The following is a 23186-nucleotide window of genomic DNA, read 5'->3' on the forward strand; positions in this document are numbered from 1 at the left end:
AGGAGGAGAAGAGAGCGCTGGCCGTTTTCTTCCCCCCACTTAAAAAGAGGAGTGGGCATTTTGGAAAAAAAGAAGAAATTCAGATTATTTGATGCGGTTCTTATGGCTGTATGTGTCGTTTTGGTTGTGGAATCTGCCGCGCCAGCAGCGGCGATAGGATCATCTCAATTTTTCTGGTGGATTGCGTTACTTATTTTATTTTTCTTACCATATGGACTTGTTTCGGCAGAACTTGGGACAACCTATGATGATGAAGGCGGAATTTATGATTGGGTAAAACGGGCATTTGGCCGAAAATGGGGTGCACGTGTCGCTTGGTTATACTGGATTAATTATCCGATTTGGATGGCGAGTTTAGCGGTATTGTTTGTAGAAGTTATTACGCAAATTTTCCCGGTTTCATTTGGGACGCCGGTTTCGATTTTGATTCAGCTCATTTTTGTGTGGATTGTTGTTATTGTTAGTTGTTATCCAGTGAGCGATAGTAAATGGATTCTTAATATCGCGGCTTTCTGTAAAGTCGCAATTATGCTTTGCCTTGGTGTACTTGGGATTTATTTTGCGATTACGAAGGGATTGGCGAATGACTTTTCTGGAAAAGCATTACTTCCAACTTTTGATTTAGAGAGTTTATCATTTATTTCAGTCATTTTATTCAATTTCTTAGGTTTTGAAGTGGTAACAACGCTTGCGAGTGACATGGAAAATCCTAAAAAACAAATTCCTCAAGCAATTATTTATGGTGGGATTTTGATCGCATTCTTCTATTTACTAGCAGCTTTCGGAATGGGGGCAGCAATTCCGACTTCTGAACTTTCAACGTCAGGCGGCCTTATTGATAGCTTTATTATGCTGATTGGCGGAGTTAACCCATTTGTTATTATTATTGGGATTATGTTTATGTATACATTAGTAGCAAATTTAGTGTCTTGGGCACTAGGCGTGAATTATGTAGCAATGTATGCAGCGAAAAACAAAGATTTACCAGCTGTTTTTGGAAAAACAAATCCGAAAAATGATATGCCAACGGGTACTAGTATATTAAATGGGATTGTAGCTTCTGTATTAATCGTTGCGGCACCACTTATTCCAAATGAAAATATTTTCTGGGCATTCTTTGCATTAAATGTAGTTGCTTTACTAGGTTCATATATCCTAATGTTTCCAGCATTTTTGAAATTACGTAAGTTGGATCCGGACCGAGAACGTCCATTTAAAGTGCCAGGTGGCAAAATCTTGCTTTACTTAATGACTTTCGTACCAATGATTTTACTCATCATTACTTTGATTTTCTCTGCAGTACCATTAAATGGTTCAAGTGCAGAATTAAATGAAAAAATCCCAATCTTAATTGGAACCATTGTAGCGGTGATTGTTGGTGAAATATGTATTTGGCTTGCTGGTAAAAGAAAAGACAAAGGAGAGATAAAAAATGAGAACGATTGATAGTTCTTCTAAAAAAGATGGATTTAGAATGCCTGGGGAATTTGAAAAACACGCTGGTTGCTATATTATTTGGCCAGAACGACCAGATAATTGGCGCTTAGGGGCCAAACCTGCGCAAAAAGCTTTTGTTGATGTGGCAACAGCGATTTCTCATTTTGAACCAGTTACTGTTGTTGCAAGTTCTAGTCAATATGTAAATGCGAGATATATGTTGTCTGATGAAATTCGCGTAGTGGAAATGGATAACGACGATGCTTGGGTGCGCGATTCTGGGCCAACTTTTGTTGTTAATGATTCTGGTGACGTACGTGGAGTGGATTGGTCATTTAACTCTTGGGGGGGATTGGTCGATGGTTTGTACTTCCCGTGGGATAAAGATGATCAAGTCGCTCAAAAAATATGCGAATTAGAGCGAAAAGATCGTTATCGCTTAGCTGATTTTGTGTTAGAGGGAGGTTCCATTCATGTCGACGGTGAAGGCACGCTTGTAACGACAGAAGAATGCTTATTATCGGAAGGTCGCAATCCACAACTTTCAAAACAGCAAATCGAAATGGTTTTAAAAGAGTACTTAAATTTAGAAAAAATTATTTGGTTAAAACGAGGGATTTATTTAGATGAAACGAATGGTCATGTAGATAATATTTTCAATTATGTACGCCCAGGTGTAGTAGCGCTTGCGTGGACAGATGATGAAACTGATCCGCAGTATGAAATTTCCAAAGAATGCTTTGATATTTTATCGAATGAAACCGATGCAAAAGGTCGTAAATTAGAAGTGCATAAAATAAATGTACCAAAGCCAATTTTAATTACCGATGAAGAAAGTAAAGGTGTGGATGCTGTAGAAGGAACATTGCCACGGGAAGAAGGCGACCGACTCGCAGCAAGTTATATTAATTACTACACAGCCAATGGTGGAGTGATTTTTCCGCTATTTGGGGATCCAAATGATGAACTTGCTCGCGAAAAATTACAACAACTTTATCCAAACTGTGAAGTGGTTGGTGTAAAAGCAAGAGAAATTTTACTTGGCGGCGGAAATATTCACTGTATTACTCAACAGGTGCCAAGAGGATAAGGAGTGAACATCATGAATCAAAAAATAGTCGTGGCACTTGGTGGAAATGCAATTTTATCGAGTGATGCCAGTGCTGAAGCGCAACGAAGTGCTCTTGAAGAAACAGCCGAATATTTGGTGCAATTTATCGAAAACGGGGATGATTTAATTATTTCGCATGGAAATGGACCGCAAGTAGGCAACTTGATGCTACAACAACATGCGGGAGCTTCTGAAAAGAATCCAGCAATGCCGCTTGATACGTGTGTCGCGATGACGCAAGGGAGTATTGGCTACTGGATGCAAAATGCGCTAGATAAAGCATTTTTAAAACACGGGCTAGATAAAGTAGCAGTTTCATTAATTACACAAGTTGTCGTGGATAAAGATGATCCTGCTTTTGAAAAACCAACCAAACCAATTGGGCCTTTCCTTAATAAAGAAGAGGCTGAAAAGGAAATGGCAGAAACTGGTGCAATCTTTCTTGAGGATGCTGGCCGAGGTTACCGTAAAGTTGTCCCATCTCCTCGCCCACTTAGTATTAAAGAACATCAGATTATTAAACAATTGGTTGATAGTGGCGTTGTGACTATTTCTGCTGGTGGAGGTGGGGTTTCGGTCGTTGAAAATGGCCTTGATTTATCTGGTGTAGAAACCGTAATCGATAAAGATTTTGCTTCTGAAAAACTTGCAGAACTAATTGATGCAGATTTGTTGGTTATTTTAACAGGGGTGGAAAATGTTTATATTAATTATAATCAGCCAAATCAAAAGAAACTTGAACAAGTGACCGTTTCAGAATTGGAAAAATATATTGATGAGAAACAGTTTGCAGCAGGAAGTATGTTGCCCAAAATCGAAGCAGCGACAGCTTTTGTCAAAGAAAGACCACATGCCAAAGCAATAATCACATCGCTTGAAAATATTGGCGCCATGCTAGAACGTGGGGCAGGAACAGTGATTGTTGCAGGCTAGTAAAATAGGACGGAAATCCGGGTAATTGTTACTCGGTTTTTGTCTTGTAAAACAGTATTTCATGTATAATGTGTTTATGAAGTAATAGGAGGAGAATGAGGATGGGACAACTGAAAGGGTTGCCGGTAGAGGACGGATTCAGAATGCCAGGAGAATACGAACCTCATATTGGCTGTTTCATGATTTGGCCGGAAAGACCTGATAACTGGCGGCTTGGTGGGAAGCCAGCACAACAAAACTATAAAGAAGTTGCAGTCGCTATTTCAAATTTTGAGCCAGTCACTATGTTTGTATCACCAAATCAATATAAAAATGCTCGTAAAGAACTTCCGGATACCATTCGTGTTATCGAAATGAGTAATGATGATGCGTGGATACGCGATTATGGACCTAGTTTTTTGGTGGACGATAAGGGAGATATGCGCGGCGTTGACTGGGGGTTTAATGCTTGGGGTGGTCTTCTTGATGGTCTATATTTTCCGTGGGATAAAGATAATCAAATTGCAAAAAAAGTTTGTGAGTTAGAGCGAATCGACTACTATTCACAGAAAGATTTTATTTTAGAAGGTTGTTCCATTCATGTAGACGGTGAAGGGACACTTGTTACGACAGAAGAGTGCCTTTTATCAGAAGGAAGGAACCCGAATTTAACCAAAATAGAAATCGAACAAACTTTAAAAAAATATTTCCATGCACAAAAAGTAATCTGGCTTAAGCATGGCTTCTATCTTGACGAAACAAACGGACATGTAGATAACATTTTTAACTTTGTGGCACCTGGAGAAGTTGTTTTATCGTGGACGGATAACAAAAGTGATCCGCAGTATGAAATTTCAAGAGAATGTTATGATATTTTAGCTAACAAAACAGATGCTAAGGGAAGAACTTTTATAATACATAAACTACATTGTCCAGATCCAGTACTTATTACGCAAACAGAGAGCGAAGGTGTGGAAGCGATTAATGGAACTTTCCCTAGACAGGCTGGAGATCGATTAGCTGCTAGTTATGTAAATTACTATACAGCGAATGGTGCCATTATTTTCCCATTGTTTGATGATCCAAAAGATAAAGATGCGCAGGAATTACTTGAAAAGTTATATCCTGATAGAAAAATTGTGGGGATTAAAGCACGTGAGATTTTGCTAGGCGGCGGAAATATTCACTGTATCACGCAACATCTCCCTGATAAAAGTACGATACGTGAATAAGAAGGAGACTTGAAGTATGGACTTTTACGAAATTTCCAGTAAGACTGTAGCTTCCCTAACTCGAAATGAGCGAATTTTATTTGACTATGTCGTTAAGAATATGAATTTAATTAAAAATCAAAGCATTCGAGAAGTTTCTGCAGAATGCTTTGTTTCAACAACAACATTTTTGCGCTTTGTAAGAAAGCTTGGATTTACTGGTTATAGCGAGTTTACAACGGTCTTAAAGTTCACTTTACTTGGGCATACAGAGCTAAAACCGTCCCCATTTGTCGTAGAACAGTCGGATTATCGTGAAGAATATTTAAAAAACATTATTGAATCTGTCCGAGTTTTAGAACCAAGTAAAATCAAGAAAATCACCAAAAAACTAGTAAACAAACCGCGAATTTATTTTTTTGCTAAAGGACTGAGCAAACATGCTGCGAAATACATCAAATATCTCTATACAATGAGCGGATTTTTGGTAGAGTTTCCTGAAGATTATCAATATCGCCAAGCTGTATTGCCGCATATTGGTAAAGATGATTTAGTTTTTATCCTTACGTACGGTGGACATGATATTGAATTAATCCAAACTGCCCAAAAACTAAAAAGCAGAAACGAAACGCCTATGTTGATTTCGATTACCGGGGCTGATAATAACATTATTCAAAATATGAGTGATATTAATTTATATATTTTTACAGATGAAATTGAAATGAACAATTTAGACATCACTTCTCGCATCTCTACAATTGCAATTATGGAGCTAATCTTATACCAGTTTATGGAAGATGAAACTAGTAGCTTTTAATTGTTAAGAATTGATAAATAAGTCACAAGTCTGATACAAGGAGACTTGACTTGTGGTAAAATGAACTTTGACTTTTAAATAAAAGAAAAGGAAGTGAGTGCCTGGTGGATTTTATTACCTATATCATTGATTTTATTTTGCACATTGACCAACATTTAGTGGAGATTATAAATAATTTTGGAATTTGGACTTACATCATTTTATTCCTGATTGTATTTATAGAGACTGGATTGGTAGTATTTCCATTTTTACCAGGAGATTCATTACTATTCGCAGCCGGTGCATTATCTGTATTAGATGGTTCGATTTTACATATTGTTCCGCTAATTATTACTTTATGGTTAGCAGCAGTTCTAGGTGATACAGTGAATTATCATATCGGTAAAAAGATTGGAACATCCATACCAGAAGATAGCTGGTTTGGAAAACTAATAAATAAAGAAAAAATGGAAAAAGCGGAGGCTTTCTTCAATAAACATGGTGGGAAAACAATTTTTATTGCTAGATTCATGCCTTTTATTCGTACGTTCGCGCCATTTGTAGCTGGAGCAAGCCGTATGAATTATCGCTATTTCTTAAATTATAATATTTTAGGAGCAACAGTCTGGGTATTGCTTTGCACGCTTGCAGGATACTTCTTCGGCAATTTCCCAATTGTTAAAGACAACTTCTCGTTAGTAGTAATCGGAATTATTGTAGTTTCCGTTATCCCAATGGTTGTTTCATTTATTAAAAGTAAAATGGACAAGAAAAGCGCAGAATAATCTCTGTGCTTTTTTTTATTTCCCGGGAAATCTCTCGCATACATGACAAACTTTTGGGGTAATTAGTTAGGAAGAGGTGATGAAAATGGAACAAGCATTGAATATTACATCTGAAATTGGCAAACTCCAAACAGTTCTTGTAAAGAGGCCGGGTTCTGAACTCGAAAATATCACACCAGAATACCTAGAATCTTTATTATTTGATGATATACCGTATTTAAAAATGATGCAGAAGGAACATGATTTTTTTGCTAAAACAATGAGAGATTCAAACATCGAAGTACTCTACTTAGAAAAACTAGCCGCTGAAGCATTGCGAGAAGCTAACAATAAAGAGTCCTTTTTAACGAAAATGATTAAAGAATCCAATCAAATGGACGAAAGTGCGCTATATGTGCGAGATTATTTGATGTCTTTTGACGAGGAAGAAATGATTAGAAAACTTATGTCTGGTTTGAAAAAATCGGAAATCCCCGAGCGTAAAAAGAAACATTTAAATGAAATGATGGACGAACAATATCCTTTTTTCCTAGATCCATTACCAAATTTGTATTTCACTCGAGATCCAGCAGCTGTTATTGGTAACGGGGTGACGATTAATAGAATGTTCCAGCCAGCTAGAAGGCGAGAGTCAATATTTATCGAGTTGATTTTAAAACATCATCCTCGTTTTAGCAATCAAGATATCCCGTTATGGTCAGGACGTGGGGAGCCGTTTTCTTTAGAAGGTGGAGATGAGCTAGTTCTGAATGAAGAGACCGTTCTTGTCGGTGTATCTGAACGAACTGATGCACGGGCAGTTGAACGGCTTGCAGAAAGTTTATTTAACCGTTCTCCAAAAATTAAACGAGTTTTAGCTGTTGAAATTCCTGAAACAAGGTCATTTATGCATTTGGACACGGTTTTCACCATGGTTAATTTTGCGCAGTTCACGATTCATCCAGCAATTCAAAATCAACAAGGTGAACTCAATATATATATATTAGAAAAAAGTGAGAATGGATTGGAAATTACTCCGCGAAGAGATTTTCAGCGCGTGATTGCGGAGGTTTTGGATGAGCCAGAAATTGATTTTATTCCTTGTGGCGGAGAAGATGTAATTGTTTCGGCGCGAGAGCAGTGGAATGATGGGGCAAATACGTTAGCCATTGCTCCTGGAGAAGTAATTACATATGATCGAAATCAAGTGTCAAACGATCTGTTAAGAAGTGCGGGTATTAAGGTTCATGAAGTGATTAGTTCAGAGCTTTCTAGAGGCCGCGGGGGACCAAGGTGTATGACGATGCCGCTTGTTAGAGAAAATCTAAAATAGGCTTTGAAAAATGAGAATTCCCTTTCAAAATGCGACTTTCGCTAAAAGTATTGTTGGCGATTTTAAGATGTGCTATAGTGTTTTCAAACCAGAATTTTCGAGAAATATCTTGCTGGTTAGTGTGCGCTATGATATAATATTTTATTGTGAGTAATTATAAATTATTCCTTGCTCGCTCTTGATTTTAAGGCTTGCTAAAGGCAGTCTGGATTTCAGGGATATGGTATGGTTTCATGCTATATCAGAGCCGCTTAAGACCACAAGGAGGTGTAGAGTAGATGGCTAGAAAGTACGAAATTATGTACATCATTCGCCCAAACATTGAAGAAGATGAGAAAAAAGCTGTTGTAGAACGCTTTGACGGAATCTTAACTGAAAATGGTGCGGAGATCATCGAATCAAAAGAATGGGGTAAACGTCGCTTAGCATACGAAATCAATGACTATCGTGATGGTTTTTACCACATCGTGAAATTAAACGCTGATAAAGCAGATTCTATCAACGAATTTGACCGTTTAGCTAAAATTTCTGATGATATCATTCGTCATATGGTAATTAAAGAAGAAGCATAAGAATTTATTCAAGGCTAGGACCTTGATTTACTAAACGAGAGGAGGTTGGTTTTGCATGATGAATCGTGTAGTACTTGTAGGACGCTTAACAAAAGATCCTGAATTACGTTACACTCCAGCTGGTGTGGCTGTTGCGACTTTTACATTAGCTGTAAATCGCACTTTCACTAACCAACAAGGAGAACGAGAAGCTGACTTTATTAATTGTGTTGTTTGGCGTAAACCGGCAGAAAACGTTGCTAATTTCCTGAAGAAGGGAAGCATGGCGGGCGTTGATGGCCGTGTTCAAACTCGTAATTACGAGGGAAACGACGGTAAACGTGTTTATGTGACTGAAATTGTAGCAGAGAGTGTTCAATTCCTTGAACCGCGTAATTCTAATGGCGGTGGCGGAAATAACTATCAAAGTGGCAATAACAACAATAATTACAATAGCGGTGGAAATAACTTCGGACAAGCACCTACAAATAACGGTGGATTCGGACAGGACCAGCAACAATCTCAAAATCAAAATTATCAATCCACTAATAATGATCCTTTTGCAAGTGATGGTAAGCCAATCGACATTTCTGATGACGATTTGCCATTCTAAATTCATTTTAGCGGTTTGAACTTTAAGATAGGAGGAACTTTCAATGGCTGGAGGACGCAGAGGCGGACGCCGTCGGAAAAAAGTATGTTACTTTACTTCCAATGGTATTACGCATATCGACTATAAAGATGTAGAACTTCTTAAAAAATTCGTTTCCGAACGTGGTAAAATTTTACCTCGTCGTGTAACTGGAACAAGCGCTAAATATCAACGTAAACTTACTGTTGCTATCAAACGCTCACGCCAAATGGCATTACTACCATTTGTTGCTGAAGAAAAATAAGTTAATTTTAGCAGTCTAGAATTCATTTCTAGACTGTTTTTTCATAAAATTAGACCTTAGATCATGTAAACCTAGGACCTAAGAAGGAAGTTAATGCTATTTATTCATGTTATTCTTATATAGAAGTAAAAAAATGCACAGGGGGAAACAATCATGTATAAAAAATTAGCAACAGTAGGGATGACGGTATTATTAGTAGGAGCTTTATCAGCATGTAGTTTTAATGATGATAAGGATACATCATCAAATAATAGCAACAATGAAACTACTAGTAGCAAAAGCAGTAATAATGAAAGTTCATCAGATAGCTTGCAAAATAAAAGCTTCGATATGAGCTATGAAGACGCGATTAACGCATTCAAAGACAAACATAGTGATGCAGAAATATCTAGCGTTGAATTAGAGAAAAGCTTGGGAAAATATGTCTACAAAGTTGATGGGATTTCAAATGATAATGAATACGAAATGAAATTCAATGCTGAAACAAAAGAACAACTAAGTGATGAAACAGATCGACTTGACCGAGAAGATGCAGGTGGAGTTGAAAAAGAAAACGAAAAACTTAGCTTAGATGGAATTAAATCACCAAAAGAAGCCATGGATAAGGCTGTTTCTGAACAAGCTGGTGACGTAACAAGTTGGAAAATAGAAAGAGAATTAGATACAACTTATTATGAAGTGACAGTAAAACAAGATAATAACAAATACGAAATCAAACTAAATGCAAAAACTTTAGAAATTCTTCAAACAGAACAAGACGATTAATAAAATGGAAAAGCCAACTGTGAACATTCTTTTGCAGTTGGTTTTTTTATGAATAAACTCACTTAAATAAAATATTAATATGGGTTTTTAAGCCTATTATACAGTCCTTTTTACACGTTCGAATATTCTGAAATGTATCCAAAAAATCGGCAATTCTGCTCTTTTTTGGTCGTTCATGACAAGAATCGGACATTTCATTACATTTTTGGTTATTATGGGTAAATTCGTTGTAAAATATTAGTGGAGGTGAATTAGTTGAGTAATTTTACTGCAAAAGTCCCTTTGTCAGAAAGAATGGCGGATGTGTTGATTTCGAAAGACCGCTGGAAAGATGATGAAGAAGGTTATTTAAAAGTAAAATATGGACTGGAAATAATTCTAATTAATGTCATGAAGTTTGCTCTCGTATACGGTATCGCCTTAGTAACAGGGCTTTTACTGCAAACAGTGACAGTGCATCTGTCATATTTATGGCTCAGACGGTATTCTTTTGGATTACATGCAACCAAAACATTGAATTGCACGTTAATTAGCTTAATGATGTTTGTGCTTGCGCCATTTGTTTTTCAAAATATCCCCTCTAATAATTGGATTGTTTTAGGTACATTTGGATTTATACTGCTCAACATGTTTTTATTCGCTCCGGCAGACACAGAAAGTTTGCCTTTAATCGGTGAAGAACACCGGAAAACACTAAAAAGAAAAGCGATGATAGGGACGCTAATTTTAACGGGAATTGCGTTGCTAATACCATTCGCAGAGATGAAAACATTAATCATGGTAGGATCTTTGTTTCAGGTGATAAGTATTAATCCACTTACTTACAAACTATTGAAAAGGAGGTATCGGAACTATGAAAAATATGAATAAATCAGTTGGTAAATTCCTTTCTAGAAAACTAGAAGAACAATCCATGAAAGTTGCGGATTCTTCTATGAGTAAAGCTTGCTTCATGTTTGTATACGAACCAAAAAGTCCATTTGTGAAAATGCAAGAAAAAAACGAAAATAAATAAATTTAAAACTGTATAACATCAAAATTCATGCTAAAATAAAAAGAAGGCAAACTTACATATTTAAACATAGATATTTTAGACAGTGGAGGATTAATATGTTTAGTATTTTGATGGCAATTATACAGATAACGGGTATTTTTATTGCAATCCAGATTTTAACAAACAAAGTTTTTTCAATTAAAGAGGGATTGGTTACTATAGCAATTGCTATGCTAGCCTTCCCTTTATTTACTTTAGTTCAATACTGGTCGATGATTTTTGTATTGATTGTTTTTGTAAGTGCCTTATATTGGAAAAATAAAAATGTAGTAGTTTCAGCTTCTATTACGCTTGTGGTTATTATTTTACTTACTATTAGTGACTCTATAGTAGGTTTTATTTTAGTACCGGGCTTGAACTTTAAATATGATGAGATATTTAATGAACTGTTACCAACGTTAATTTACTGCGCGGGAATGTTGGCGAATTTGTTGGTATTTTCGTTTCTTCTTAGAAAATTGATTGAAAAAGTTAATATTTCTAGATTTGTTGAACATAGAAAATATGCGTATATTATTTTTTCTATCGTTGCTCTTACTGTCTTAGCGTTCTATATGAACATATACGCGGGGTCAATCGCAGGTTTTGATGGATCAGTTTTGAAAATTAATACGCTTATTTTTACAGGATATACCATTTTGTTAATAGTTATAGTGACGGTTGTTATTAATACGGCAACCAACGAACTTAAAGTACAGAATCAGAAGGAACAGCTAGAACAGTTACAGGATTATGTTACTACATTAGAGTCCCTGCATAGAGAAATGCGCGTTTTTCGTCATGATTATGTGAATATCCTGTCAACACTTGTTGGATATATTGATAATAATGATATGCCGGGTTTGAAGTATTACTTTGAAAATAATATTGTACCTATAAATAAAACAATTGAATCGAACAACTATAAGATTTCATTGCTTCAAAATATTCATGTTATTGAACTAAAGGGCTTGCTAGCTGTTAAATTAATACGAGCTCAAGAGTTGAAAATTGATGCAATTTTGGAAGTAGTTGAACCGATTGACAAGATTTCGATGGATAGTATAGATTTATGCAAAGTTGTCGGTATTTTGCTAGATAATGCGGTTGAAGCGGCGTTAACTTGTGAAAATCCAGTTATTCGAATCGCGTTTGTGAAAAAAGGTGATAGCATAATTATTGTATTTGCGAATAGTTTACCAGTAAATATGCCACCGATTTATAAGATATTTGAAGAAGGTTTCTCTACAAAAGGAGAAGGTCGTGGATTAGGCCTTGCTAGTTTGCGGGAAATTATGAAGAAATATTCGCACGTTGCCTTAGATACGAAAGTGACCGATAGAGAAGTTATTCAAGAATTAGAAATTATGTAGAAGAATGGGGATGAATTTATGCTACCGGTTTTTATTTGTGAAGATAACAGAATGCAGCGAGAAAGGTTAACGAAATATATTGAAGACTATATTATGGTTGAACATTTTGATATGAAGTTAGAACTTTCAACAGGAGATCCGTTTGAGTTAGTATCACGAATGCCTACACATCAAGGTATGGGGCTTTATTTTTTAGACATTGATTTGGGGCAGCCGGACATGAATGGTTTTGAATTAGCTCAGGAAATTCGGAAGTTTGATCCGCGTGGTTTCATTATTTTTATTACAACACATGCGGAGTTAAGTTATATGACTTTCACGTATAAGGTGGAAGCGCTTGATTACATTATTAAAGACGATATTGATTTGCTGCATGACCGGGTACTTGCCTGTATGAAGCAAGCAGAAGAACGGATTTCCAATGATCAAGATATGCAGAAGTATTTTACGTTTAAAGTGTCGGATAAGAAGATTATTCATGAACTGTTAGACGATATCTTGTTTTTTGAGACAGCGCCAACTATTCATAAAGTAATTTTACATGGCAAAAATCGCCAAGTGGAATTTTATGGTAAGTTGAAGAATATCGAGAAAATGTTGGACGAATCATTTTATCGGTGCCACAGGTCGTATATTGTGAATAAGAAAAATATTCATGAGCTAGATACGACAAAAGGTGTGGTGAAGATGTCTAACGGTGAAAATTGTTATGCATCATCGAAATTAATTAAAAGCTTGAGTTTATAAAAGTGGCCTTAAAGGTCGCTTTTTTTGTACAATGGCAAGTTTGGATTTGATGAAATGGGTAAATATAGGTAAAATAATAGTGATGAATTGTTAGTTAAGTTTATGTTATGATATAGATACTCAAATTCAGGCAAAAGGTATGTAAAAAAATGGGGAGCTGGATGAAATGTCAGGCTATTTTCAAAAACGAATGCTTAAATATCCATTATACGGTCTGATTGCAGCGACAATTATTTTGAGCGTAATCACGTTCTTTTTTTCGTGGTGGTTATCGGCGTTAGTTGTTGTTGGCGGAATTATTCTTACGGTTGCGATGTTTTATTTTGAATATCGCTTGAATGAAGATGTGCAACTATATGTTTCTAATTTAACGTATCGGATTAAGCGTAGTGAAGAAGAAGCGCTTGTTGAAATGCCGATGGGAATACTGCTGTATGATGAACATTACAAAATCGAATGGGTTAACCCGTTTATGTCAAAATACTTTGATAAGGCAGAGTTAATCGGGGAATCTTTGGAAGAAGTAGGACCGGAATTTTTGGACGTTATTACTGGGAATGATGAAAAGGGGATTATGTCGATTGCTTGGCGTGATCACCGTTTTGATACGATAGTAAAGCGTAAGGAACGAATTTTATATTTATATGATCGCACAGAATATTATGATTTAAACAAGAAATTTCAAGCGAATAAATCTGTATTTGCGGTTATTTTCTTAGATAATTATGATGAATGGGCGCAGGGCATGGATGATAGACGTCGCAGTGCTTTAAATAATTTGGTGACGTCGATGTTGACCAACTGGGCTAGGGAACATCGTATTTATTTGAAACGGATTTCGACAGACCGATTTATGGCCTTTTTGACGGAGGAAATGTTGAAGCGGTTGGAGGAAGAGAAGTTTCAAATATTGGACCGGATTCGCGAACGGACGTCGAAGCAAAATATTCCTTTAACGCTTAGTATTGGGATTGGTTATAAGGAAGATGATTTGATTCAGCTGGCCGATTTGGCGCAGTCTAGTCTAGATCTTGCTTTAGGGCGCGGCGGCGATCAGGTTGTAATTAAGCAACCTGAAGGAAAAGTGCGTTTTTATGGTGGGAAAACAAATCCGATGGAAAAACGGACTCGTGTTCGCGCGCGTGTGATTTCGCAAGCATTGCAAGAGCTGATTACGCAAAGTGACCAAGTTTTTGTTATGGGGCACCGCTATCCGGATATGGACGTAATTGGTTCGAGTCTTGGAGTGATGCGGATTGCTGAGATGAATGATCGGAATGCTTATGTGGTTGTGGAACCTGGCAAAATGAGTCCAGATGTGAAGCGACTAATGAATGAAATTGAAGAATATCCGAATGTAATTAAAAATATTGTTACACCGCAAGTCGCACTGGAAAATATCACGGAGAAGAGTTTGCTCGTTGTTGTTGATACACACAAACCTTCGATGGTTATTAATAAGGAATTGCTGGACTCAGCTACGAATGTGGTTGTTGTCGATCATCACCGTCGTTCAGAGGAATTTGTTGGGAGTCCGGTTCTTGTTTATATCGAGCCATATGCGTCATCTACTGCCGAATTGATTACGGAGCTATTTGAGTATCAACCGGATTTAGAGCAGGTTGGGAAAATCGAGGCAACGGCGCTTCTTTCCGGGATTGTGGTTGATACGAAGAACTTTACGCTGCGGACTGGGTCGCGAACGTTTGATGCGGCAAGTTATTTACGGTCGCTTGGTGCGGACACGATTTTGGTGCAGCAATTTTTGAAAGAAGATATTACTACTTTTACACAGCGGAGTCGTTTAGTGGAGTCGCTTGAAATTTATCATGATGGTATGGCGATTGCGACTGGACATGAGGACGAGGAATTTGGCACAGTTATAGCTGCGCAGGCGGCAGATACGATGCTTTCGATGGAAGGCGTGCAGGCATCCTTTGTTATTACGCTACGTCCGGATAAATTAATCGGGATTAGCGCGAGATCGCTTGGCCAAATCAATGTGCAAGTCATTATGGAAAAACTAGGCGGTGGCGGACATTTATCGAATGCAGCCACACAGCTTAAAGATGTTACAATTGCAGAAGCAGAAAAACAATTAATTAGCGCCATTGATGCGTATTGGAAGGGAGAAACATAATTATGAAAGTTATTTTCTTGAAAGACGTAAAAGGTAAAGGTAAAAAAGGTGAAACTAAAAATGTTGCTGATGGTTATGCAAACAATTTTTTAATTAAAAATGGTTACGCAGTTGAGGCTAACAATGCGGCTTTAAGCACTCTTTCAGCGCAAAAGAAAAAAGAAGATAAATTAGCTGCTGAAGAACTAGCTGAAGCAAAAGCTTTGAAAGAAAAAATGGAAAATTTAACAGTGGAATTAAAAGCGAAGTCTGGTGAAGGCGGTAGATTGTTTGGTTCTATTACATCTAAACAAATTGCTCAAACGCTTGAAAAAACACATGGTATTAAAATAGACAAACGTAAAATGGACTTACCAGAAGCGATTCGAGCTTTAGGACATACGAAGGTGCCGGTGAAGTTGCACCATGAAGTAACGGCAACACTTGATGTACATGTGAGTGAAGAATAATTTTTCTTAAGGGAGCGTAAGACAGTGGATAATAATTTCCAGGACAGAACACCACCACAAAATATTGAAGCCGAACAAGCTGTACTGGGCGCGATATTTCTTGAGCCGAATGCGCTGATTACCGCTTCTGAAATTTTAATGCCGGATGATTTTTATCGTAGTGGTCACCAAATCATTTTTGAAACAATGCTTGATTTGAATGACCACGGGAAAGCTGTCGATGTATTAACGGTTTATGAGGCGCTTGCTGCCAAAGGTAATTTGGAAGATGCGGGTGGTTTGCCATATTTGACGGAATTATCCGGGGCTGTGCCAACTGCTGCTAACTTAGAATACTATGCGCATATTATCGAGGATAAGGCGCTTCTGAGACGTTTAATTAGAACGGCTACCCAAATTGCGACAGATGGTTATTCGCGCGAGGACGAGCTCGACATGCTTATGGACGAGGCGGAAAAGAGTATCTTGGAAGTTTCGCAACGCAAAAATGTTGGGGCGTTCAAGAATATTAAAGATGTCCTTGTTAAAACTTATGACGATATTGAAATTTTGCATAATCGCAAAGGTGATATTACTGGGATTCCAACTGGATTTAACGAGCTGGACAAAATGACAGCTGGATTTCAGCGGAATGATTTAATTATTGTTGCCGCACGTCCTTCTGTTGGTAAAACAGCATTCGCTCTAAACATTGCGCAAAATGTTGCAACGAAAACGGACGAGAATGTGGCCATTTTTAGTTTGGAAATGGGTGCGGAACAGCTTGTTATGCGTATGCTTTGTGCAGAAGGTAATATTAATGCGCAGAATTTACGGACGGGTGCTTTAACGAGCGATGATTGGCAAAAGCTGACAATCGCGATGGGTACACTTTCTAATTCTGGGATTTATATTGATGATACGCCGGGTGTTCGTGTGAATGAGATTCGTTCCAAATGTCGTCGTTTAAAACAAGAAACTGGTCTTGGCATGATCGTGATCGATTACTTGCAACTTATTGCGGGGAGCGGTCGTGGTGGCGAAAATAGACAACAAGAGGTTTCTGAAATTTCTCGGTCGTTAAAAGCTTTGGCGCGGGAACTTGAAGTACCGGTTATTGCGCTTTCGCAGTTATCTCGTAGTGTAGAGCAACGTCAAGATAAACGACCAATGATGTCAGATATTCGTGAATCTGGTTCGATTGAGCAAGATGCGGATATTGTCGCCTTTTTATACCGGGAAGATTACTATGACCGAGAAGGTGAGAATGACGGCACGATTGAGATTATTATTGCGAAACAACGTAATGGTCCAGTTGGTGACGTGAAACTAGCCTTTGTAAAAGAATACAATAAGTTTGTGAATTTAGAAGTGCGTTACGACGACGCAATGGCTTAATAAGGAAACCTTGTGAATTTCTAATTGAATTTGGAGTTTGCAAGGTTTTTATTTTATGCAAAAAGGTAACGCATTACTATTAATAGACTTTGAAATTCCCTTAAAAGGATTAAAAAAGCGAACGATAAAATTACCTTACAAATCAATGTTCGTAAATCCATTGACTATTTTGGTGGCAAACGGTACAATGTATAGTGGAAAATGAAGAGGCTATGAAAAACGCATAGCTATCAAAGACCAATTAAATGAGGTGTTTAAATGTCTTCAGTTGTTGTAGTAGGAACACAGTGGGGCGATGAAGGAAAAGGGAAGATTACGGATTTTCTTTCCGAGAATGCAGAAGCGATTGCTAGATATCAAGGTGGGAACAATGCAGGTCATACAATTAAGTTTGATGGCGTAACGTACAAATTACACTTAATTCCATCAGGTATCTTTTACAAAGAAAAAATTAGTGTTATTGGTAACGGTATGGTTGTTGATCCAAAGGCTTTAGTGGAGGAATTAAAATATCTTCATGATAAAGGCGTGGATACTTCTAATTTGCGTATTTCTAACCGTGCGCACATTATTTTACCATATCACATTCGTATTGATGAAGCTGACGAAGAACGTAAGGGCGCAAACAAAATCGGTACAACGAAAAAAGGTATCGGCCCAGCTTACATGGATAAAGCAGCGCGTGTAGGTATTCGTATTATTGATTTATTAGATAAAGAAACATTTAAAGAGAAATTAGAGCATAATCTTGGCGAGAAAAACCGTTTATTAGAACGTTTTTACGAACTTGAAGGCTTTAAACTAGAAGATATTTTAGAAGAATATTATGAATATGGTCAACAATTTAAAGAATATGTTTGCGATACATCTGTTGTTTTAAATGACGCATTAGATGATGGTAAACGTGTATTATTTGAAGGTGCGCAAGGGGTTATGCTTGATATTGATCAAGGAACATATCCATTTGTAACTTCAAGTAACCCGATTGCTGGTGGCGTAACTATCGGTAGTGGTGTTGGTCCTTCAAAAATCAATCATGTTGTTGGTGTGGCGAAAGCTTATACAACACGTGTTGGTGATGGTCCTTTCCCAACAGAATTATTTGATTCTATTGGTGACACTATTCGTGAAGTCGGTCATGAATATGGTACAACGACTGGTCGTCCGCGTCGTGTAGGTTGGTTTGATAGCGTAGTGGTTCGTCATGCGCGTCGTGTTAGTGGATTAACAGATTTATCGTTAACACTACTTGATGTTTTGACAGGAATTGAGACACTTAAAATCTGTGTAGCTTACAAATTAGACGGAAAAACAATTACAGAGTTCCCAGCAAGTTTGAAAGATTTAGCTCGTTGCGAACCTGTTTATGAAGAACTTCCAGGCTGGACGGAAGATATTACTGGAGTTACATCACTAGATGATCTTCCAGTGAACTGCCGCCATTACATGGAGCGTATCGCCCAACTTACGGGAGTGCAAGTTTCTATGTTTTCTGTAGGCCCTGATCGCGCTCAAACACATGTCATTAAAAGCGTTTGGCGTTTAGCTTAATAAAATAATTATCAAGCCCATCTAAGGTGTATTCTTGGATGGGCTTTTTTTATATGGCATTCTCGCTATATAAAAATAAAAGTGATTTTGGAATGGTATACAATTTTTTGTTTCAAAAGTTGAAAAAGTTAACAAAAGAAAATGAAGTTTGTGAAAAACACATCTTTTTATATAGAAATGTTGTTATGGAAAGACCAATTATCAAGGCTTTGTAGATATTTTATTCGTATTTTTGTCACATTTCGATTTGTGAATTCGTGTTATAATTTATGAGTGATATCTTATTCACAATAGATAATAAGAGGAGATGAAGTGAATGTCAGGTCAAATTCGTATGAGTCCAAGCGAACTACGTGATCGCGCGAAAACTTACGGTCAAAGTGGTCGAGATATTGAGGATATTCTAAGTCGTTTAAGCCAACTACAAGAACAACTACGTAGCGAATGGGAAGGTCAAGCTTTTATGCGTTTTGATGATCAATTTGAACAATTAAAACCAAAAGTAACTGAATTCGCAAACTTAATGGATCAAATTAACGATCAACTTGAGAAGACAGCAAACGCAGTAGAAGAGCACGATCAACAACTTTCTCAAAACTTCGGATTCTAAAATCAACAAAAAGTGGGGCATACATACAAATATCGTTGGATGCTTTACGAAAAGCCATGCAGTTTTTTGCATGGCTTTTTCTAAACATAGAAAGCTTATGCCTAAAAAGGTATTTATATAAAAAAGACACAGCGGGAGTGGGACATGAATGAAGAAAGTAAAATGGAGTATTTTACTCTTTTTAGTCTTGGCGATTTTTCTTTCGGCAGGAATTACTTATTTGGCTTTGAATCAAAGTTCGAATAAAGAGTCTAAAAATAATAGTGAAAAAACACACAAGATGACTATTGCACTCGTTAATGAGGACCAAGGAGACAACTTCCAAGGAAAACAAGTAGAGTTTGGTAATCAATTTGTTAAAAGTATTGAAAAAGATGATACGCATGAATGGTACGTTGTTAGCCGCGGAGTTGCAGAAAGTGGCTTAAAACGAGATGTATACAATATGATGATCGTTATCCCGAGTGACTTTTCCGAAAAAGCAATGTCAATGACTTCGAGCGCCCCAGAAAAAGTGACAATTAGCTACAAAGTTAACGATGTAGGAAATAGCGATCTAAAAGCGGAAGCCGAAAAAACAGCAGCTTCTGTATTGGAAGATTTCAATTCACGGATTATTGATGTTTATTTTGCAAGCATTTTAACAACTTTACAAGAAGCGCAGGATAATATTGGAACCCTAGTTAAAGAAGAGAAAAAGTATGACGCTATCTACAATAAAGACGTAAATAATCCGTTATCCAACTACACAAAACAGTTTAAAACGGTGCAAGACTACACAGGAACTTCTAAAGAGAGCTTCCAAGGTTTCCAAGATATTATGAAAGAATTTGAGGAAAGCCTAACTCTCTCTCAAAAAGAAAACGAAGAACATATGAAAAACATGGATGCTTATACAAAAACACAAGAGGAAAACGCTCCTTTTGGGGTAGAATTCACAGAAAACTTGTCAAAATTTGATGGCACTTTATCGGCAGAAGATATTCGAATGCAAACTGCCGCTTTAGAACAAGCCAATGCGAAAATGACTTCAGAATTTCAAATTTTAGAAGATAGTAATTCATTGTTATCACAAACACAGGCTTTACAGAGCTATATAGCTGAAACCAATGCACGGATTGATGCGGTGGATGCCGAAATTATGGGAACGCTCGAAAATGATTTTCGGACGGCTGTTTATAATGACTTGTTGCGTATTTTACAAGAAAACGAGTACTCGGATAAGTTGAATGAAATTGGTCTTAAAGATTTGACCGGAGAAGATATTAATGCTGGCTTTAACAAAATGATTGTTAAGGAAATACAATCATTACCAACATATAATGCGGACCAATTAGCATCGATTGGGCTTGATGAAGAGATGTACAAAAATGTTGTAACGCTTTCTAAGGAATATTATAGTAACCATCGCGGTGCTTTTAGCGAAGGTTTTAGCTTTACGACTGATCCTAAAACTCTACCAACTGACACGCTGAAAAGCGATACGATTAATCGATTGAAATCCGAAGGGGTCGCGCTAGAAAGCAGTTCCTATACGGTTGAAGGTAGCGATTATCCAACAGAAATAATTCTAACTTTAGATGAAAATTTCACTTTTTCAGATGTTGATTGTTTGGTTAATGGAAGCAGTAATCCAGAGTTAGTTCAACAAACTGCATACGGAGAAAATGGCATAAAGCTTAGTATACAGGCGCTTGGAAGTACACCGGCAGAGATTAAAATCACCGGAAAAGCGAAGTTGCGAGAAGGTGTCAATGTTCCATTAATTGGTGCTGTGAATTGGAATGCTACATTGCAGCAATATGAGAAAAAAGAATATAGTGAAATGCCAACAATTCCATCAGAGCTTGATCCTACTACCCCGGATACTTCATTAATAGTTAGAAAAGAACCTGTACCGATTAAGGTCACTGCACCAACATATTTGAATGAGACGAAGAGTTCTGTAAAAGCAATTACTAATACAGTAAAAGATTACTATAAACTACAAGCATTATTTGATTTATATTACGGAATTGATGCGAGTGATTCTGGACAAATACCGGATTTTAGTAATTATCAAGTGACGCTAGAAAATTCTGCGAAAGCATCCTCGTATTATTATATTTTTAATAAAGAAGATGTGATTGGTAGCTTTGTAAATCTTACTACAGATCGGTTTGTGGCAGATTATACGAAAAAAATTAAAGCTTTTGAGAAGCGAATTGATGACTACAAAAATACAATGGCTGAGGCCAATTCCAGATCAGAAGACGTAACAAATAGATTAAACGAAACGACGCAAGAAGCCATTAATTTAAATACAAATCTAGCGTTAACGTTGCAAAACCTAGAATCTTGGCGAGAGGAAAGTAAAGGTTTAATAGAAGAAAATGGCGTTGTTTTAGAAAAATCTGGCGAAGAAGCCACGATGGCACTGCAATTAAGCTCCGAATTTGCCGGGCTTTTAGCGGAAAGTGAATCGTTAGCTGGTACTTCTGAAGGTAATTTGAAGTCAGCGGAAGTCGTGTACAAAACTTTTGATGCGATCGATAAGGAAGCCAAGAATATTCAACAAAGCGGAGAAACTTTAGTAAAAGAAGCCTCCACACTATCCGATGATTTAAGCGGAAAATTGGAAGACGACGAAACGTTCCAGAAAAATTTCGCTAAGGTTATGGAAAATAGCCGTGTTGGTGATCGACAAAATGAAAATCTATATAGTTTCTTAAGTAGTCCGGTCGATAAGATGAATGCCGGGACTATTGTTGCGGGTGACAAATCAATGCCATACTTCATGATTTTGATTTGTACGATTCTGGCAATTTTCACTAGCTACGTTATTTCACACCAAGAGAAAAAACGTGAACAATTAAATGAATTTGAGAAAGAAATGTCGCTTGTCTTTAAAAATATTCCAATTACTTTCCTAGCGATCTGTGTTGGGATTATTGAGGGGCTCATAATAGGCGCCATTTCAGGATTTATTTTTGAAGTTGGAGAAATTGGGATGTTCCTATGGATAGGTGTCTGCGTTCTAATTATGATGACGTTAGTTACTGCTTTTTCATATTTATTACGTCAGTTCAACATGATTGGGATGTCGATTATTTTACTCGTTTTAAGTTTGTATCTATTCTTAACGGATGCAGTTGGACTTAACATTGATAATGAATCTATTTTCGCGACGTTCAGAACGTTCTCGCCACTTCAATACATGGAATACTTATTGAATGGGATTTTGAGTGCACAGAAGGATTATATTATTGTCGTATACAGCTTGATTGGCGCGACAGTAGTATTTACTGGTCTCAACCTATTTGTCTGGCACCGTTCTAAAGAAAAAGTAGAGGAGGACGATTCAGATGAAATATAAAATAGTAGCACTACTTATGTTACTTTGTTTTGCTTTTGCTCCGGGAGTTCTCGCTGCGGATTCAGATAGCTATTTAGAAAACAATGGGAAAATGGACATCAAAACAGATAGACTTCAAAAAACAGAAGAAGAAAAAACAAAAGAACTAGAACAGATGGAGGAAACGGAGCTCGATAAGAACGGAATTCCACTTTTTACTGACGAAATGGATGAAAAAATCGCCAAAGAAAAAGCGGCAGAGAAAGCGGAATATGACCGGATTAAAGACTCACTTTTTGAAGAAGAACCTACATCTGGCGAAACAGTAAAAAAAACGAAAGAGAAGTTGTTTACAGGCGAGTACGAGACAACAGCTGTAAACACGGAAACACCTACTACTACGGAAACAACAGTAGAAGACGAAACGAAAAAAACAAAACAAAAAACAGTTGGTGGAGCAATTGCAGGGACACTTGTAGCTTTAGCAGGCGGGATTTATGTGGCTGCGCGCAATGTTTTTGAATAGAAAGCGGGGAGTTTTAATTGGCTAAAAACACACATATGAATGTGACAGTTGATTTCACTAATTGGGGAGCAAGTAAGTATGATTTGCGAATTCCGGTGCATCAACCAATCAAAGCATTAATTATCAATTTGGCAGAAACGCTCAAAATCGATTACAAAGATTTGTCCAAATGTACGATAAAAACAACGAATAAAGCGATATTACTAAGCGATGATGACAAATTGACTAATTTTCAAATTGCGGACGGAGACATTTTAGAAATTTTATAGA

The 23186-nt window shown here is 37.1% G+C and carries 23 protein-coding genes; all 23 read left to right on the forward strand.

All coding sequences use genetic code 11. From position 1 onward, the window contains the following. The first annotated feature begins 60 nt into the window (after positions 1 to 60). The 23 genes from CKV70_RS00185 (at position 61) to CKV70_RS00295 (ending at position 23185) form a co-directional block, all read left to right on the forward strand. On the forward strand, positions 61 to 1446 hold the full coding sequence (locus CKV70_RS00185; RefSeq protein WP_003732183.1) for an APC family permease: 1386 nt from the start codon (positions 61 to 63) through the stop codon (positions 1444 to 1446). Further along, a complete protein-coding gene (gene aguA / locus CKV70_RS00190) occupies positions 1433 to 2527 on the forward strand; it encodes an agmatine deiminase (RefSeq protein WP_014600349.1) in 1095 nt (364 codons plus the stop codon). The genes CKV70_RS00185 and aguA (CKV70_RS00190) overlap by 14 nt, the downstream gene beginning before the upstream one ends. Before the next feature lie 12 nt (positions 2528 to 2539). After that, positions 2540 to 3481: a carbamate kinase gene (arcC, locus tag CKV70_RS00195; protein WP_003721662.1), complete on the forward strand. Its 942-nt coding sequence runs from the start codon at positions 2540 to 2542 to the stop codon at positions 3479 to 3481. A gap of 101 nt (positions 3482 to 3582) precedes the next feature. After that, the gene (aguA, locus tag CKV70_RS00200; protein ID WP_009911777.1) at positions 3583 to 4692 is read left to right on the forward strand and encodes an agmatine deiminase; all 1110 of its coding nucleotides are present in this window, start codon (positions 3583 to 3585) and stop codon (positions 4690 to 4692) included. Positions 4693 to 4708: 16 nt separating this feature from the next. Next, complete coding sequence (locus CKV70_RS00205; RefSeq protein WP_003721664.1) at positions 4709 to 5488, forward strand: MurR/RpiR family transcriptional regulator; 780 nt, start codon at positions 4709 to 4711, stop codon at positions 5486 to 5488. 104 nt (positions 5489 to 5592) lie between these two features. Beyond that, entirely contained in the window at positions 5593 to 6252 is a 660-nt protein-coding gene (locus tag CKV70_RS00210) for a DedA family protein (RefSeq protein WP_003721665.1), read from the forward strand. A 79-nt stretch (positions 6253 to 6331) separates the two neighbouring features. Beyond that, positions 6332 to 7564 carry an arginine deiminase gene (arcA, locus tag CKV70_RS00215; RefSeq protein ID WP_014600350.1) on the forward strand — a complete coding sequence of 411 codons (1233 nt, stop codon included), beginning with the start codon at positions 6332 to 6334 and terminating at the stop codon, positions 7562 to 7564. Between the two features lie 278 nt (positions 7565 to 7842). Next, a complete protein-coding gene (gene rpsF / locus CKV70_RS00220; protein ID WP_003721667.1) occupies positions 7843 to 8136 on the forward strand; it encodes a 30S ribosomal protein S6 in 294 nt (97 codons plus the stop codon). Positions 8137 to 8191: 55 nt separating this feature from the next. After that, positions 8192 to 8728 (forward strand): single-stranded DNA-binding protein, encoded by a 537-nt coding sequence (gene ssb / locus CKV70_RS00225; protein ID WP_003721668.1) that lies wholly within the window; start codon positions 8192 to 8194, stop codon positions 8726 to 8728. A 43-nt stretch (positions 8729 to 8771) separates the two neighbouring features. Continuing rightward, on the forward strand, positions 8772 to 9011 hold the full coding sequence (rpsR, locus tag CKV70_RS00230; RefSeq protein ID WP_003721669.1) for a 30S ribosomal protein S18: 240 nt from the start codon (positions 8772 to 8774) through the stop codon (positions 9009 to 9011). A gap of 153 nt (positions 9012 to 9164) precedes the next feature. Further along, a complete protein-coding gene (locus CKV70_RS00235; protein ID WP_003721670.1) occupies positions 9165 to 9776 on the forward strand; it encodes a PepSY domain-containing protein in 612 nt (203 codons plus the stop codon). Positions 9777 to 10031: 255 nt separating this feature from the next. After that, entirely contained in the window at positions 10032 to 10646 is a 615-nt protein-coding gene (locus CKV70_RS00240) for an accessory gene regulator ArgB-like protein (protein WP_003727551.1), read from the forward strand. Then, positions 10630 to 10791, forward strand: a complete 162-nt coding sequence (locus CKV70_RS00245) for a cyclic lactone autoinducer peptide (RefSeq protein WP_003721672.1) — start codon at positions 10630 to 10632, stop codon at positions 10789 to 10791. The genes CKV70_RS00240 and CKV70_RS00245 overlap by 17 nt, the downstream gene beginning before the upstream one ends. Positions 10792 to 10886: 95 nt before the next feature. Continuing rightward, the gene (locus CKV70_RS00250; protein WP_003721673.1) at positions 10887 to 12182 is read left to right on the forward strand and encodes a sensor histidine kinase; all 1296 of its coding nucleotides are present in this window, start codon (positions 10887 to 10889) and stop codon (positions 12180 to 12182) included. Positions 12183 to 12200: 18 nt separating this feature from the next. After that, positions 12201 to 12929: a LytR/AlgR family response regulator transcription factor gene (locus tag CKV70_RS00255; protein WP_003721674.1), complete on the forward strand. Its 729-nt coding sequence runs from the start codon at positions 12201 to 12203 to the stop codon at positions 12927 to 12929. Positions 12930 to 13095: 166 nt separating this feature from the next. Beyond that, positions 13096 to 15069, forward strand: a complete 1974-nt coding sequence (pdeA, locus tag CKV70_RS00260; RefSeq protein WP_003721675.1) for a cyclic-di-AMP phosphodiesterase PdeA — start codon at positions 13096 to 13098, stop codon at positions 15067 to 15069. A 2-nt stretch (positions 15070 to 15071) separates the two neighbouring features. Further along, complete coding sequence (rplI, locus tag CKV70_RS00265; protein WP_003724881.1) at positions 15072 to 15518, forward strand: 50S ribosomal protein L9; 447 nt, start codon at positions 15072 to 15074, stop codon at positions 15516 to 15518. Between the two features lie 24 nt (positions 15519 to 15542). After that, on the forward strand, positions 15543 to 16895 hold the full coding sequence (gene dnaB / locus CKV70_RS00270; protein WP_014600351.1) for a replicative DNA helicase: 1353 nt from the start codon (positions 15543 to 15545) through the stop codon (positions 16893 to 16895). A gap of 258 nt (positions 16896 to 17153) precedes the next feature. Then, the gene (locus CKV70_RS00275) at positions 17154 to 18446 is read left to right on the forward strand and encodes an adenylosuccinate synthase (RefSeq protein ID WP_014600352.1); all 1293 of its coding nucleotides are present in this window, start codon (positions 17154 to 17156) and stop codon (positions 18444 to 18446) included. A 316-nt stretch (positions 18447 to 18762) separates the two neighbouring features. Then, a complete protein-coding gene (locus CKV70_RS00280; protein ID WP_003721680.1) occupies positions 18763 to 19056 on the forward strand; it encodes a WXG100 family type VII secretion target in 294 nt (97 codons plus the stop codon). Between the two features lie 148 nt (positions 19057 to 19204). Further along, a complete protein-coding gene (gene esaA, locus CKV70_RS00285) occupies positions 19205 to 22411 on the forward strand; it encodes a type VII secretion protein EsaA (RefSeq protein ID WP_014600353.1) in 3207 nt (1068 codons plus the stop codon). Beyond that, entirely contained in the window at positions 22401 to 22916 is a 516-nt protein-coding gene (gene essA, locus CKV70_RS00290) for a type VII secretion protein EssA (protein ID WP_014600354.1), read from the forward strand. Before esaA ends, essA begins: the two co-directional genes overlap by 11 nt. Positions 22917 to 22933: 17 nt before the next feature. Next, a complete protein-coding gene (locus tag CKV70_RS00295) occupies positions 22934 to 23185 on the forward strand; it encodes an EsaB/YukD family protein (RefSeq protein ID WP_003721683.1) in 252 nt (83 codons plus the stop codon). Position 23186 lies beyond the last annotated feature (1 nt).

The organism is Listeria monocytogenes, assembly GCF_900187225.1.
GTDB lineage: Bacteria > Bacillota > Bacilli > Lactobacillales > Listeriaceae > Listeria > Listeria monocytogenes.

Coding starts and splice junctions, on each gene's coding strand:
- aguA (WP_014600349.1), top strand. CDS start 1,433: ATGAGAACGATTGATAGTTCTTCTAAAAAAGATGGATTTAGAATGCCT.
- arcC (WP_003721662.1), top strand. CDS start 2,540: ATGAATCAAAAAATAGTCGTGGCACTTGGTGGAAATGCAATTTTATCG.
- aguA (WP_009911777.1), top strand. CDS start 3,583: ATGGGACAACTGAAAGGGTTGCCGGTAGAGGACGGATTCAGAATGCCA.
- CKV70_RS00205 (WP_003721664.1), top strand. CDS start 4,709: ATGGACTTTTACGAAATTTCCAGTAAGACTGTAGCTTCCCTAACTCGA.
- arcA (WP_014600350.1), top strand. CDS start 6,332: ATGAAAATGGAACAAGCATTGAATATTACATCTGAAATTGGCAAACTC.
- rpsF (WP_003721667.1), top strand. CDS start 7,843: ATGGCTAGAAAGTACGAAATTATGTACATCATTCGCCCAAACATTGAA.
- ssb (WP_003721668.1), top strand. CDS start 8,192: ATGATGAATCGTGTAGTACTTGTAGGACGCTTAACAAAAGATCCTGAA.
- rpsR (WP_003721669.1), top strand. CDS start 8,772: ATGGCTGGAGGACGCAGAGGCGGACGCCGTCGGAAAAAAGTATGTTAC.
- CKV70_RS00235 (WP_003721670.1), top strand. CDS start 9,165: ATGTATAAAAAATTAGCAACAGTAGGGATGACGGTATTATTAGTAGGA.
- CKV70_RS00245 (WP_003721672.1), top strand. CDS start 10,630: ATGAAAAATATGAATAAATCAGTTGGTAAATTCCTTTCTAGAAAACTA.
- CKV70_RS00250 (WP_003721673.1), top strand. CDS start 10,887: ATGTTTAGTATTTTGATGGCAATTATACAGATAACGGGTATTTTTATT.
- CKV70_RS00255 (WP_003721674.1), top strand. CDS start 12,201: ATGCTACCGGTTTTTATTTGTGAAGATAACAGAATGCAGCGAGAAAGG.
- pdeA (WP_003721675.1), top strand. CDS start 13,096: ATGTCAGGCTATTTTCAAAAACGAATGCTTAAATATCCATTATACGGT.
- rplI (WP_003724881.1), top strand. CDS start 15,072: ATGAAAGTTATTTTCTTGAAAGACGTAAAAGGTAAAGGTAAAAAAGGT.
- CKV70_RS00275 (WP_014600352.1), top strand. CDS start 17,154: ATGTCTTCAGTTGTTGTAGTAGGAACACAGTGGGGCGATGAAGGAAAA.
- CKV70_RS00280 (WP_003721680.1), top strand. CDS start 18,763: ATGTCAGGTCAAATTCGTATGAGTCCAAGCGAACTACGTGATCGCGCG.
- esaA (WP_014600353.1), top strand. CDS start 19,205: ATGAAGAAAGTAAAATGGAGTATTTTACTCTTTTTAGTCTTGGCGATT.
- essA (WP_014600354.1), top strand. CDS start 22,401: ATGAAATATAAAATAGTAGCACTACTTATGTTACTTTGTTTTGCTTTT.